Source organism: Paracoccus sp. FO-3, assembly GCF_006386455.1.
GTDB lineage: Bacteria > Pseudomonadota > Alphaproteobacteria > Rhodobacterales > Rhodobacteraceae > Paracoccus > Paracoccus versutus.
This window is the reverse complement of the sequence record NZ_VCBQ01000120.1, coordinates 1-13,270: the sequence shown is the minus strand read 5'-3', so window position 1 is coordinate 13,270 and position 13,270 is coordinate 1. Positions and strand designations below refer to the sequence as shown.

Sequence of the window (13,270 nt, the reverse complement as noted above, 5' to 3'; positions counted from 1 at the left end):
GGCAGGCCACTTGGGGAATGTCGGATCCCTGTATTCTGCAAGGATACAGCACAGGAAGCATAGGACAAATAGTGACCCTAAATGCCATCGCATTCGACGCCTACGGAACGCTATTCGATGTCTATTCGGTCAGTTCCGAAGCCGAAGACCTTATGCCCGGAAAGGGCGCGAAGCTGGCAACTATCTGGCGCGACAAGCAAATTGAGTATACCCGCCTGCGCAACATGTGCGACAAATACGAAGACTTCTGGCGTGTGACAGGCGACGCGCTTGATTATGCCTGTGCTGCACTTGATGTAGAACTGCCCCTTAGTTCACGAGATCGCCTGCTGGGGAAATACTCCGAGCTTTCGGCCTTTCCCGAGAACGCTGCGCAATTGCAGCGCCTAAAGGACGCCGGGATAACACTTTCGATCTTGTCGAACGGAACACCTCGGATGCTTGATCAAGCCGTGAAAGCCTCTGGGCTTAGTGGATACTTCGAGCATGTCTTGAGCGTCGATTCAGTCAAACGTTTCAAGACAGCGCCGGAAGCTTACCAAATGGGACCAGATACATTTGACTGTGATGCGAGTGAGATACTGTTTGTGTCTTCGAACTGCTGGGACATTTGTGGAGCGACCTGGTTCGGCTACCGCACCTTCTGGCTCAATCGTCATGGGCTTCCACTCGAACGCCTTGGCGTCAGGCCGCACTGCATTGGCTCGTCGATGCAAGATGCGGCGGACTATGCTCTCGAATTGGTCTAGGATCAGGATCGGTGCACCCGGCCCGTGTGACTTTGGGACTGCGGATGAGCAATCTACTAGGCTTGTCGCTAAATGGACTTTGGGCTTGATAGGCTGTCTCAGGCGGCGCTCATCGCATAGTTCGGAAACCTATTGATTACCCGAGCCTTCGCCGTGACCGTGACGTCACCATAGTTGTCACCCGCAGTCTTCCCGACATGACCGCAGATCGCATCCAGCACTCGGTCAGATGATCCCAGTTCCCGTCCAACTGTCTTGAACCGATGCCTCCAACCGTGGCTTGGGCTTACGCCGGCCGGAACAATCTTGAGAGACCCGAGCCAAGTGCTTTGAAGTCCTCGCTACTTCCGGCCCTGAGCGGACGGTCAGCCTAGCCCCGTGCCGCATAGCCGCATGCTCCGAAGCAGGCACTGGGCATAGCTGCAGCATTCCTGCGCCGCGGACGACTGCTGTGCGGACGAAGCCGACGCTCAATTGGTTAGATAGCGGCCAGCCATGCGCGCGCCAAACTGATGTCCTCATCTAGTGGCGCCCATCCATGCCCACAGTCGAGGATATGCAGCGTGACGTTTGCTCCAGCCGCTTGAAACTGTGAGGCAAGAAGTGGCGCATCAGAACTTAGTACGTTAAAGATCGAAGACTTTCTAGCAGTCTGGAAGGAATACACGTTTACACGACTTTCGGGATCCGTCCATGAAGATCAAGTCAATCCACATCTACAGCCATGACGGCCAGCGCCGTGACCTCCAGTTCAAGGTAGACGGGCTTAATGTCATTACCGGTCGCTCCTCCACCGGCAAGTCCGCTCTCTCCGAAATTTTAGAATACTGCATGGGACGATCTTCGTTTAATGTCCCGGAAGGCATCATCCGCGACAAAGTGTCGTGGTTCGCCGTTATCTACCAGTTCGACAAAGATCAGGTGCTGGTCGCCAAGCCAACCCCGCCCAGCGGTGGTGCAAGTTGCAGCACCGCAATGCTGCGAAGGGGTGCCAAGTTACCGATACCCGAGTTCAAAGATCTGGCGGTCAATACCGATGACGACAGCATAGTCGAACTATTGTCGCGGCTACTTGGCATTCCCGAAAACCGTACCGAAGTCGCGCTTGAACAAAGCCGTATAAGCTACGACGCAAACATCAAGCACACATTCTATTACCTGTTCCAGAAGCAGGGACTGATCGCCAACAAGGACCAACTTTTCTATCGCCAGAACGAGCAGTTCCAGCCACAGGCAATACGCGACACGCTGCCAATCTTGCTCGGCATTTCCTCCCACGACCACTACGAACTTGAAGCCAAGCTGCGCATGGCGCAGCGGGATCTGAGAGTAAGCAACAAGAAGCTGGAGCAAGCGCGCCTTGCAGTCGACACGTCGCAAGAGCAGGCCATTGGCCTTTACTCCGAGGCCAGAGCGGTCGGGGTCATTGGCAACATCGACGAGAATCCGAATTCATACTCGGAGAACAGATCCCAGATTGGGCGTCCGGGTTTGGGCAGATAGAGGTTAGATCTTAGCTCGCGCCGGATCAACTGATTGAAGGTCGATGAAGGTCCCGCTTGAGAACACTTCTACCGCATGCTCCCTTGTTTAGCTCAACCGCCATATCCGCGGTTTTGTTTCGTCCGCGCCAGTTTGAGCAGCGAATTTATGGCCTGCCCTTCATCTGGATGATGTTCGATCAGGGTTTGACCCCTTGTCCCGATCCTCCCCCATTCCCGGATGAGGCTTGAGCCACCAAACAGGTCGCGTTGCACTGTCATGCGGTAGAACCGTTTCATGTTGCGATCAGGATCAACCCGCCTCATCTCGAGATCGCGCGGAAAGACTTCAAGCTGCGGGGCGGCGTCGAACATCGTCGGGCTCCAGCGGACGGGGCCTCAGAGTCGCATCGGCAGCATGTTCAGTCAATGTTCTCTCGATCAGGCGGGCGAGACCTCTTAACGACTCTAGAACCGGTCGATGCCTAAGAAGATAATGTTTACCACTTGTGCAAAACCACGAAAAAATAATGTAACTGCATCGTGATCGAACGCGCATTCCGGAATGGCTCTGACTGATGAAGATCCAGCCAGATACAGGAAGGTTTTGGAGTCTTATATTTGGAAAACCACCGGCTCACTGCGATGATCGAAGCAAGTTATCAGTATAGCCTCACGCGGCTTCTGCACGCGGCTGAACACATTTGTTCAGCGTGTGATACTTTATGTATCGAGATCCGCGGTGCTACCCCCCGACACCACGGGCGAGGCAAGCTACGGCGAGTTGAAAATATATCAGCAGCAGACAGCTTTGAACGATGCGGTGACCGGCGCGACATATGACATGTAACGGGAGATTGGGAGATGTCGATTCTTAACGAAAGCGAGGCCGGGTGCATTGGCAAACCTTACGAGCGGGGTAAGACGCAGGCCGCTCCGCCGCAAAACGGGCAATCCTACGTTCGGGGAGCCTCGGAGCCGCCCCTGAGTTACATTACCATTCCGCAATTGCTGCGCAACACAGTGGCGATGTACGGTCCGCGCGATGCTATTGTCTGCCCCGCCCAAGGTATCCGTCAGAGTTACTATGAACTTGATCGTGCGGTCGACGAGTTGGCCACCGGGTTCCTGGCCATGGGGCTCGTTCGAGGGGACCGCATCGGTATTTGGTCGCCGAACCGCTATGAATGGGTACTGACCCAATTCGCCAGTGCCCGCATCGGGTTGGTGTTGGTCAACATCAACCCAAGCTATCGTTTGTCAGAACTGGAATATGCGCTGAATAAGGTCGCTTGCATCGCGCTGGTCACTGCGCGCAGCTTCAAGTCGTCCGACTATCTAGGCATGATCCACGAGTTGGCCCCTGAACTGGTTAGCGCGACGCCTGGACTGTTGCGGGCGGCGCGACTGCCGCATCTGCGCAGTATTATCGCCATCGACGATAAGCCCATACCGGGGATGTTCACCTTTACTGAAATACGTAAACTCGGTGGCCCGGCCCAACACCTTAGCCTGCCCGCCATCGACGCCGAACTGTCACCAGACGATGCCATCAACATCCAGTTCACTTCAGGCACCACCGGCGATCCTAAAGGCGGAACGCTGAGCCACTACAACATTGTCAACAACGCGGCCTTCGTTACCGATCGCATCGCGTTGACCGAAAACGACCGTCTGTGCATTCCGGTGCCGCTATATCATTGCTTCGGTATGGTGATGGGCGTGCTGGGTGCGGTCAGCAAAGGTGCGGCGATGATTCTTCCTGGCGAGGCGTTCGAGCCGGGGGCGACCTTGGCGGCGATCGAGGATGAACGCTGCACGGCGATCTACGGCGTTCCGACGATGTTCGTCGCCATGCTGGAAACACTGAAATCTGCGCCGCACGCGCTAGGCCATCTGCGCACCGGCATCATGGCTGGGGCGCCGTGTCCTGTCGATGTAATGCAGCGAGTAATAGCGGAGATGAATCTGCGCGAGGTCACCATCTGCTATGGCATGACCGAAACTAGCCCGGTCTCATTCCAAAGCTTCACCGACGATCCGCTGGACAAACGCTGCGAGACGGTGGGTCGAGTTCATCCGCATCTCGAGGTTAAGGTGATCAATGCAGAAAGGCACATCGTACCGGTGGGTCATAAAGGCGAATTGTGCACTCGTGGGTATTCGGTGATGAAGGGCTACTGGGACGATCCTGGCCAGACCGCCGAGGCAATTCACGACGGCTGGATGCACACCGGTGACTTGGCGGTGCTGGATGACGACGGCTTTTGCTCCATCGTCGGGCGAGTCAAGGACATGATTATCCGTGGCGGCGAAAACATCTATCCCCGAGAGATTGAGGAGTTCTTGTTCCGCCATCCCAAGGTTTCCGAGGCTCAGGTTTTCGGCATCCCCGACAAAAGATTCGGGGAAGATGTCTGTGCCTTCGTTATCGCTAAACCGGGCGTAGATCTGACCGGCGACGAGGTTCGCGCCTTCTGCCAGGGCCAAATCGCGCATCATAAGGTGCCGCGGCATGTGCGCGTGGTAAGCGAGTTTCCCATGACGATCACCGGTAAGCCGCAGAAATTCATCATGCGTGACCTAATGCTAGAAATGCTCGCCGCTCCGGGGCCTCATACCAAGCCGTCGGCCGACGCCACGATGCCGGACTCGACCCGGCCCGACAGTGTAGCACCTCGCCGCGGCAAGAGCTTTGATCTGCGCCAGTACGATCGCGATTTCAGTGCGGCTGCGAAAACCTTCTGCCTCGATATCCCAGAGCACTTCAACTTTGCCTTCGACGTGCTGGATATACGCGCCCGAGAGGCCGACAAGACTGCAATCTTGGTGGTGGCCCGCGACGGTGTTACGACAAGGCGGATCAGCTATGGTGACCTATCGCGATCCTCTGGCCGCTTCGCCAATGCCTTACGCCGACTGGGTCTGAGAACGGGCGATGCCGCCTGCATCGTGATCGGGCGGATACCGGAATGGTACACGGTGCTGTTCGGCTGCATGAAGGCGGGCGTGGTGTCGATGCCCGGCACCAACCTACTGACCGCCAATGATATCGCCTATCGCATCACCCAGTCCGGGGCGCGGGCGGTCATAGTCACCCAGGAACATGTCACCAAGGTCGAGCGGATTCGCCGCGATTGTCCGACATTAGAATACCTGATTGTGATCGGGGACGCACCCGACGGCTGGCACGCGCTCGATGCGGTTTGCGCCGCCGAAAGCCCGGTGATTGACGCCGCCGCGGCGGGTCCGTCCCGTAGCAGCGACACGATGATGATCTATTTCACCTCCGGCACCACGGCGCTGCCAAAGATGGTGCCTCGCGATTATGGCTATGCCTTGGCCCATACTGCGACGGCGCTGTTCTGGATGGACTTGCGACCGGACGACATGCACTGGACCCTGACCGATACCGGCTGGGCCAAGGCGGCTTGGGGGCTGCTGTTCCCGCCCATTCTGGCCGGGTCAACCATCCTGCTGTTCGATCCGGACGGCTTTGACGTCGGTCAGCACCTCGACATGATCGCCCGCCACAAGGTCACCACCTTCTGCGCGCCGCCCACCGTATACCGGCTGTTTGCACAGGAGGATCTGTCGCGCCATGACCTGTCCGGCCTGCGGCGCTGCATCGGCGCGGGGGAACCTCTGAACCCAGAAGTGATCCGATACTGGCAGAAACACACCGGCACGGTGATCGCCGATGGCTACGGCCAGACCGAAACCATCAACATCGTTGGCAATTTCCCCGGCCTGCCACCGCGACCGGGGTCGATGGGCAAACCGGTGCCCGGTTTCGATGTCGACGTGATAGACGATACCGGCAATCGCCTGTCGGCGGGGAAGATCGGCGATATCGCGGTCAACGTCTCGGGCGACTGGCCGCCGGGCCTGTTCCACGGATATCTGCGTGATAGCGCGCTAGATACTGGCGCTTTCATTAACGGCTGGTATCTGACCGGCGACACCGCCTATCGCGACGACGACGGCTATCTTTGGTTCGTCGGGCGGGCCGACGACCTCATCTCGTCGGCCGGATACCGGATCAGCCCGTTTGAGGTTGAAAGCGCATTGCTGGAACATCCGGCAGTGATGGAAAGCGCAGTGATCGGTGTACCGGACAAAGTCCGTGGAGAACGAGTCAAGGCCTTCATTGTTCTCAGCCCCGGTTATTTTCCAGACGACGCGCTGGCCGCAGATATTCAGCGACTCAGCAAGGAGACAACCGCACCCTACAAGTATCCGCGCGAGATCGAGTTCGTCGATGCTTTACCCAAGACGATTTCGGGCAAGATCAGACGGGTGGAGTTGCGATCGGGAAGTCTCTGATGCCATGGAGCGGCGCTGGTCCAGTTTAGTCCAGCCCACGATTTTCGCAGAGTAGCTCAATGACTAATCAGCTCCGTCCAGCCAGAGAAAGGTCAAAGGCACCGCATCTCCAAGCTTGGTCCGACTACCACTGGGTTGAGCTACTCGCCAACTCTTGGACAGATTTCCGGGTGATTTAAGCTACTGCCTGCACCTGCTGATCGGTTTGGGTTGCGTTGGAGTAGACCACGGCGGGCGGTTGTCCGCCATGGGCGGCGTGGGGCCGTTGGTGGTTGTAGAAGGTGATCCAGCACCCGACGCCAGCCCTTGCCTGTGAACCGGTTTCCCAGACATGCAGGTAGACGCACTCATACTTCAGCGTATCCGTCCGCTGACGCCGCTCTGACCGAGGGAATCTGGGGCTGATAGTGTCCACCATCGATNAGGCGGTTGCGGCCGGGCAACAATGGCCGCACGACCTTCCATTCCGCATCGGTCAAATCGCTTGGATAGCGCTTCGTCTTGCGCCTATGCTGCGCACGGGTGAATTCGGTCCAGGCCATCATGATCTCCGTTTTGTTTCGCAACCGAACAGAATCACAACCTGCTGAATTCACTCAACCCATTTCCAATCGGACACTAAGACATGCTGAGACTGCATTATAACCTCGAAAAGTTGTCGATGGGGCTTGTGGCGGGCATCATCGTCGCCGCCTCGGTGGGTGGCATCGTCGAAATCGCGCCGCTGTTCACCATCGACGAGACGGTTGTGATCCCGGACGACATGCGCCCGCATACACCGCTGGAACTCGCCGGTCGCGAAATCTACATTCGCGAAGGTTGCTACGCCTGTCACAGCCAGATGGTGCGCAGCCTCGCGGATGAGCTGGACCGCTACGGCCCCTATTCGCTGGCCTCTGAAAGTGCGTATGATCACCCGATGCTCTGGGGATCCAAGCGGACCGGTCCCGATCTGGCGCGGCTGGGCGAGAAATACTCGGACGACTGGCACGTGGCGCATCTCATCGACCCGCGCAGCGTCGTGCCCGCCTCGATCATGCCCGCCTACCCGTGGCTGACCCGTGCGCTGGACACTGATCTTCTGCGCGACCAACTGGCCACGCTGGCGCGGCTCGGCGTGCCTTATGATGCCGACATGATCGAAGCCGCGATGAGCGATACGCAAGGCCAGAGCCAACCGGACTCCGACGCGGGCGACGCGGTGCGCGACCGCTACGGCGAGGATGTCGCGGTGCGCGCCTTCGACGGCGATCCGACACGACTGACCGAGATGGATGCGGTTGTGGCCTATCTGCAATCGCTGGGGACGCTGACCGATGCGCCCTACGAACTGCTGGCGGAGGAGACAGAATGAGCCACGATACGCTTGTCTTCGTCGCCAAGACCTTTGGCCCGATCTGGATGATGGGCTTTTTTCTGATCGTCGCGATCCGTGCCTATAACCCCAAGCGCCGCGCCGAGCAGGAGCGCATCGCGCGGTCGATCCTTCCCGAGCAAAGAGCGGAGGACCGGCAATGAGCGACGATCCGCGCCTCAACCCCGGCGGTGACACCGAGATCGACCCGCATACCGGCCACCGCGAGGTCGATCCGATCAGTGGCTACGATACGACGGGGCATGATTGGAACGGCATTCGCGAGCTGAACACCCCGTTCCCCAGGATCGCCATCTGGGCGTTGATCCTGAGTTTCGTCTATTCGGTGATCGCGTGGGTGCTGCTTCCCGCGTGGCCGTTGGGAAAGGACTATACGCGCGGCCTGCTCGGACTGGATCAGGGCGAGATGGCGGTTGAGCGCTATCAGGCGCTGAGCGCGGATCGCAGCCGATGGCTGGCGCGCTTCGAGACCGGCGATTTTGCAGCGCTTCGTGATGACGCCTCGGTGATGATCCCGGGCATGGCGGCGGCGCATCGGCTGTTCCAGGACAATTGCGCCGCCTGTCACGGCGAAGACGGCGGCGGCGGCCCCGGTTTTCCGGTGCTGAGCGATGACTACTGGCTCTGGGATGGTGAGCCCGAAGGTATCGCCGAAACGCTGCGTGTCGGCATCAACACGACGGGTGACGACACAAGGTTCGGACAAATGCCAGCCTTTGACTGGATGGAGCGCGCTGAGCGCAGCGCGCTTGCCGATCACGTCGTCGCGCTGCCCGAGGGCGATGTCGACCCGGACGGGCCAGGCGCGATCCTGTTCGCCGACAATTGCAGTTCCTGCCACGGCGAAGACGGCGAAGGCGGCATGATGAACGGCGCGCCGTCACTCGCGGATGATGCGGTGATCTACGGCCAGGACCGCGCCACCGTGCTGGATACGCTGCGCCACGGCCGGCAGGGCGTCATGCCGGCATGGTCGGGCCGCTTGTCGGAGGCCGAAATCAATCTGTTGGCACTCTATGTCGCGACCCTGTCCGAGCGCGACGCCGGAGGACAGGAATGACCTGGAGCCCGCAGCGCAAACTTGCGATCACGGGTGCGGTTCTGGCCGTCGGCCTTTTCATCGCCGCCAATGCGTATCTGATCACGATCGCCGTGCTTTCGCAGCCCGATTGCACATTGTCGGAGCGTGCCGCTGCGGCCAAGCCCGCATGCTGAGAAAGGTCTGACATGCTTGAACCACTTCCAACGCTGCGCACACCTGACAGACCGGCCTCGGCGCTTGCCCGGTCGCTGCCCGCATCTGAGGCCTTCGCCTGGCTGTCTGCCGGGTGGCGCGATTTTCGCAACGGCATCGGGCAGAGCCTTGCCTACGGGATATTCCTCGTCCTGCTGTCCTACGCGATCCTGTGGGCGCTCGGGTCATTCGGGCTGCTCTACCTCGCGCTGCCGACGATTTCGGGTTTTCTGATCGTCGGGCCATTCCTTGCCATCGGGCTCTATGAGAAAAGTCGTGCGCTCGAGCAGGACGAGAGGGTCTCGCTGGCGCGGATGCTGTCGGTGCCGGACGTCTCGTTGGGACAGCTGGCATTCGCCGGTCTGATGCTGGGCATGCTGGTGCTGTTCTGGATACGCACCGCCGATCTGCTTTATGCGCTGTTCTTCGGGCTTGCGCCGTTTCCGGGGGCGCAGGAAGCGTTGATCAACGTATTGACGACACCGCGCGGCTGGATGCTGATCGTTGTCGGCGGGGCGGTTGGCGGGTTGTTTGCCGCCTTTGCCTTTGCGCTCAGTCTGTTGTCGATCCCGATGATTCTGGCTGAACGGCGCGACGCGCTGACCGCGCTCGGCCTCAGCTTTGCCATGACGGTCAGGAACGTGCCGGTTGCGTTGACATGGGGCGCGATCGTCGCGAGCGGCGTTGCGCTCAGCGTGTTGACCGGGCTTGTCGCGCTGGCCGTGGTGTTTCCGGTGCTGGGCCACGGCACTTGGCATGCCTACCGCGCGATCCGCCGGATCGAGGAATGAGCCTCGGGTTGCTCATACCGCTGTCGATCGGCATGGGGCTGATCGGTCTGGCCGCGTTCATCTGGGCGCTGAACCACGACCAGTTTGACGATCCCGACGGCAATGCCCAGCGTATCCTTATGCCCGGGAATCCGATTCACAAGCAGCGAGCGGGCGAAGCTGAGAGGACGTCGCACACAGACGATGATACGCCGCGAACCGGGCTGTGATCTGACTGTCCAGATAGAGCGCAAAGCGGGTAACGTGCAGCTGCAGCATTGGGACCGATCAATCCGCAACAAGTCCGTTTCCGACGCGTTGCGCGAAAAGGCGCCGCAAGCTTTCCCTGAAACGCTTCAGTCTCGGCGCGGTTGAAAGCCTGGAGTTGGGCGGAAACGATCTTGTCGCTGCTGGAGCGGACGTCGCAGTTGACCCTCACCGTTTGTCGCGGTCGGTCATTCGCTCAACATGACGAAAACGATGGCGGTTTTTTTCGGTGCTGCAACCGAAAACCATCGCTGGTCCTTTGGGATAGCCTGTGAACTTAAGGTAAACATACGGCGAGTGCCGCGGCTATGCGGCCTTGACGGCGCTTTTCGTTTTGTCTGCAGGTTTCCAGTTCCACGGGAGCAGTGCGTGCAGGCGTGAGACCGGCATGTCGGCGATGGCGTCGGCGAGCCACATCTGCGGGTTGATGTCGTTGAGCTTGGCCGTGCCGATCAGCGTGTAGATGGCGGCGGCGCGCTGTCCGCCGCGCTCTGATCCGGCGAAGAGCCAAGCCTTTCGGCCGAGGGCCACCCCGCGCAGAGAACGCTCGGCGGCATTGTTCGAGAGGCAGACCCGCCCGTCGTCGAGGAACCGCGTGAAGCCGGGCCAATGGTTGGATGACAGTAGGTAGTCGATGGCTTTCGCCACCTTGGCATGCTTCGACAGCAGCGCGCGCTCGCTGCGGAGCCATTGCTCGAGGTCCGCGACCAGCGGCGCCGATTGGCGCTGCCGCATCTCCAGCCGCGCCTTTGCGGACTGCCTGCAGACCGTACGCTCGATCTCGAACAGCGCGTCGATGCGCTTCACCGCCTCGACGGCGATGGGCGAGATCTCCTTGGCCGACTTGCCCTTGCGGATGTTGGTCTGCACGTCAGCGAGTTCGAAGAACTTGCGCCGCGCGTGTGACCAACACAGCGCCGATGCCACCGGCCCAGGCTGCCGGGCGGCGTCGTAGAGCTGGTTGTACCCGGCATAGGCATCCGCCTGCAGGATGCCCTGCCAGCCTGCCAGATGTTTCGTCGGATGTTCCCCGGCGCGACCGGGAGAGAAGCGGAACACCACCGCGGGCGGCGCGGCCCCGTCGAAGGGACGATCATCGCGCACATAGGCCCAGAGCCGGGCGGTTTTCGTGCCGCCGCGGGCCAACAGCGGCACCGTGGTGTCGTCCCCATGCAACCGGGCCGCGGTGAAGACATGCGCCTCGATCAGGGCGTTCAGCGGCTTCAACAATTCAGCGACCGCGCCGACCTGGTCGGCGAGTGTGGAGAGGCTGAGGTCCACGCCCCCGCGGGCGTAGCGTTCGGCCTGACGGTTGAGGGGCTGATGCTGGCGCTCGCCATTGTCCTCGGACCAATGGCGGACAAAGGCTCGCTTCTCGAACACGATCATCGCCAGCAGGCTGGGGCCGGCCCATCCCCGCGGGATCGGATGGAAGGGCGCCGGGGGCTGGGTGATCTTTTCGCAGGCCCGGCACGTGAACTTCTCCCGGACCGTCTGGATCACCTTCCACTGGCGCGGAATGACCTCCAGCGTCTCGGTGATGTCCTCGCCCATCTTCACGATGCGATCGGATCCGCAGCATGAACAGGTGCTGGGGGCCTCGACCACCACGCGCTCGCGCGGAAGATGCTCGGGGAAGGCTTTCTTCACCGGCTTGCGCCGCTCGAAGCCGCCGACCTTGGTCGTCTTCCGCTCGGCCCGCATCCGGTCCTCGGCGGCGTCTGCAATCAGCTCCCCGAGCTGGAGTTCCAGCTGGTCGAGTAACTTGGCGCTGCGCTCCGCACTGCGGCCATACTTGTCGCGCTTGAGCAGCGCGATCTCGAGCTTGAGGCCGGCGATCATCGCTTCGGAGGTCGAGACCACCGCGCGCGCCCGTGCCAGATCGGCTTCGGCCGTGGCTGCTCGCCCCTCGGCAGCCGCGGCACGCTGCTCCGTCGCCGCAAGCACGGCGCGTAATTCTTCAAGTTCGGATCGGGCCTCTGACATCGCAAATACCTATCACGGCTGCCCGCCCAGGGCCAGTAAAACAAGGGCCTTCCGGCTGATTTATCCAACCTTCGCAGGGCGTTGCGTCCAGCGCGGATTGCGCCAGCCGATCCCCTCCAGGAGATAGCCGAGCTGCGCTGCAGAGACCTGAACAGCCTGTCCGGACTGGCTCACCGGCCAGATGAACTTTCCCGCCTCGAGCCGCTTGGCATAGAGCGACATGCCCACCCCATCATGCCAGAGCAGTTTCACGAGATCGCCCCGGCGCCCCCGGAAGCAGAAGACCTCGCCAGCTTTCGTTTGCGCCCAAGACCCTCCTGCACCTTCAGCGCCAGGCCGTTCATCCCACAGCGCATATCCGTCACCCCGCCTGCGATCCACACGCGCACCCCCGCCGGGAACGCGATCATGTCGGATCCAATGCTTGCAACAGGCGTGCCAGAACCACCGGATCAATTGTGGCGGCCACGCAGAGACGGCGACCATTCACCAGGGTGATTTCCGCCATCTCAAGATGGGCGGTCGCAGGCGCCGGGGCCGGTGCCTGGGGCGCACACGGGCTCGCGAGCGCGTCGGACGCGGCGATGGCGAGCGGCATGAACCGCGGGCAGTCTTCGTTCGTGACACCGAGTCTGCCTTCTCGGTATTGGCGTCGCCAGCGCACCAGAAGGGTGCGACCGATATCATGACGACGGGCTGTCTCGGCGACACGGCCGCGACCGCCAAGGCTCTCTTCAACGATGCGCAGTTTTTCCTCATCCGTCCAACGCCGACGGCGCCCCGTATCGGTGACAGAAAGGACCTCTACTTCGGGTCTGTATCTATGGTCGGACATAGCGCCGGATCTACGCCCCAAGCCTCAAACCAAAAAGACGGCCTTCCCCGTAGGCTTACGAATCGGTTCACCGCGCTCGGCATACCTGTCACGACGGTCGTGGGATAAATGTGTCCGGGGAAAGGGGAGTTGCGGCCAGCATCAGATTTACGCAACAGCGCCCACCACAACGCCAAAATGGCGGACTTGAAGCCGCTTCACTGGCCGCCAACAAACTGTTTCACGCCTTCCGAACGATCAAACCATA

General features: G+C 60.4%; 14 protein-coding genes and 3 pseudogenes. 10 read left to right on the top strand and 7 right to left on the bottom strand.

Annotation, left to right across the window (positions count from 1 at the left end; genetic code table 11):
• Positions 1-749 (top strand): haloacid dehalogenase type II (locus FE811_RS22825; RefSeq protein ID WP_219848925.1); only part of this gene is annotated, 749 nt, incomplete at its 5' end.
• Between the two features lie 693 nt (positions 750-1,442).
• Positions 1,443-2,252: a hypothetical protein gene (locus tag FE811_RS22820; protein WP_219848924.1), complete on the top strand. Its 810-nt coding sequence runs from the start codon at positions 1,443-1,445 to the stop codon at positions 2,250-2,252.
• A gap of 92 nt (positions 2,253-2,344) precedes the next feature.
• On the opposite strand, the gene FE811_RS22815 is transcribed toward FE811_RS22820, so the two are convergent.
• Positions 2,345-2,605, bottom strand: a complete 261-nt coding sequence (locus tag FE811_RS22815; RefSeq protein WP_140848898.1) for a WGR domain-containing protein — start codon at positions 2,603-2,605, stop codon at positions 2,345-2,347.
• A 489-nt stretch (positions 2,606-3,094) separates the two neighbouring features.
• On the opposite strand from FE811_RS22815, the pseudogene FE811_RS28420 reads away from it, so the two are divergent.
• Together FE811_RS28420 and FE811_RS28415 are read left to right on the top strand one after the other, a co-directional pair.
• Positions 3,095-4,837: pseudogene (locus FE811_RS28420) on the top strand (AMP-binding protein); the annotation flags it as partial.
• Entirely contained in the window at positions 4,817-6,556 is a 1,740-nt protein-coding gene (locus FE811_RS28415; protein ID WP_370362697.1) for an acyl-CoA synthetase, read from the top strand. The pseudogene FE811_RS28420 and the gene FE811_RS28415, both read left to right, overlap by 21 nt.
• A gap of 175 nt (positions 6,557-6,731) precedes the next feature.
• On the opposite strand, the pseudogene FE811_RS22800 reads toward FE811_RS28415, so the two are convergent.
• Both FE811_RS22800 and FE811_RS22795 read right to left on the bottom strand, forming a co-directional pair.
• Positions 6,732-6,917 (bottom strand): annotated as a pseudogene (locus FE811_RS22800) (integrase core domain-containing protein); the annotation flags it as partial.
• 64 nt (positions 6,918-6,981) lie between these two features.
• Positions 6,982-7,098 (bottom strand): annotated as a pseudogene (locus FE811_RS22795) (transposase); the annotation flags it as partial.
• Between the two features lie 83 nt (positions 7,099-7,181).
• Here FE811_RS22795 and ccoO point away from each other — a divergent pair.
• From ccoO to ccoS, 6 genes are read left to right on the top strand one after another with little or no spacing between them, the layout of a single operon-like run.
• Entirely contained in the window at positions 7,182-7,910 is a 729-nt protein-coding gene (ccoO, locus tag FE811_RS22790; RefSeq protein WP_140848894.1) for a cytochrome-c oxidase, cbb3-type subunit II, read from the top strand.
• Entirely contained in the window at positions 7,907-8,074 is a 168-nt protein-coding gene (locus tag FE811_RS22785; protein ID WP_140848892.1) for a cbb3-type cytochrome c oxidase subunit 3, read from the top strand. Before ccoO ends, FE811_RS22785 begins: the two co-directional genes overlap by 4 nt.
• On the top strand, positions 8,071-8,991 hold the full coding sequence (gene ccoP, locus FE811_RS22780) for a cytochrome-c oxidase, cbb3-type subunit III (protein WP_140848890.1): 921 nt from the start codon (positions 8,071-8,073) through the stop codon (positions 8,989-8,991). The genes FE811_RS22785 and ccoP overlap by 4 nt, the downstream gene beginning before the upstream one ends.
• Positions 8,988-9,146 (top strand): hypothetical protein, encoded by a 159-nt coding sequence (locus FE811_RS27645; protein ID WP_181180934.1) that lies wholly within the window; start codon positions 8,988-8,990, stop codon positions 9,144-9,146. The genes ccoP and FE811_RS27645 overlap by 4 nt, the downstream gene beginning before the upstream one ends.
• Before the next feature lie 12 nt (positions 9,147-9,158).
• Positions 9,159-9,956, top strand: a complete 798-nt coding sequence (locus tag FE811_RS22775) for a DUF2189 domain-containing protein (RefSeq protein ID WP_140848888.1) — start codon at positions 9,159-9,161, stop codon at positions 9,954-9,956.
• The gene (ccoS, locus tag FE811_RS28805) at positions 9,953-10,165 is read left to right on the top strand and encodes a cbb3-type cytochrome oxidase assembly protein CcoS (RefSeq protein WP_140848886.1); all 213 of its coding nucleotides are present in this window, start codon (positions 9,953-9,955) and stop codon (positions 10,163-10,165) included. Before FE811_RS22775 ends, ccoS begins: the two co-directional genes overlap by 4 nt.
• Positions 10,166-10,508: 343 nt before the next feature.
• On the opposite strand, the gene FE811_RS22765 is transcribed toward ccoS, so the two are convergent.
• From FE811_RS22765 to FE811_RS22755, 4 genes are read right to left on the bottom strand one after another with little or no spacing between them, the layout of a single operon-like run.
• Positions 10,509-12,188, bottom strand: coding sequence for an IS66 family transposase (locus FE811_RS22765; RefSeq protein ID WP_140848884.1), 1,680 nt, complete (start codon positions 12,186-12,188; stop codon positions 10,509-10,511).
• Positions 12,189-12,248: 60 nt separating this feature from the next.
• On the bottom strand, positions 12,249-12,440 hold the full coding sequence (gene tnpB, locus FE811_RS28800) for an IS66 family insertion sequence element accessory protein TnpB (RefSeq protein WP_370362696.1): 192 nt from the start codon (positions 12,438-12,440) through the stop codon (positions 12,249-12,251).
• Positions 12,437-12,598, bottom strand: a complete 162-nt coding sequence (tnpB, locus tag FE811_RS28795; protein WP_370362695.1) for an IS66 family insertion sequence element accessory protein TnpB — start codon at positions 12,596-12,598, stop codon at positions 12,437-12,439. The genes tnpB (FE811_RS28800) and tnpB (FE811_RS28795) overlap by 4 nt, the downstream gene beginning before the upstream one ends.
• On the bottom strand, positions 12,595-13,023 hold the full coding sequence (locus FE811_RS22755; protein ID WP_140848881.1) for a transposase: 429 nt from the start codon (positions 13,021-13,023) through the stop codon (positions 12,595-12,597). The genes tnpB (FE811_RS28795) and FE811_RS22755 overlap by 4 nt, the downstream gene beginning before the upstream one ends.
• Positions 13,024-13,270 lie beyond the last annotated feature (247 nt).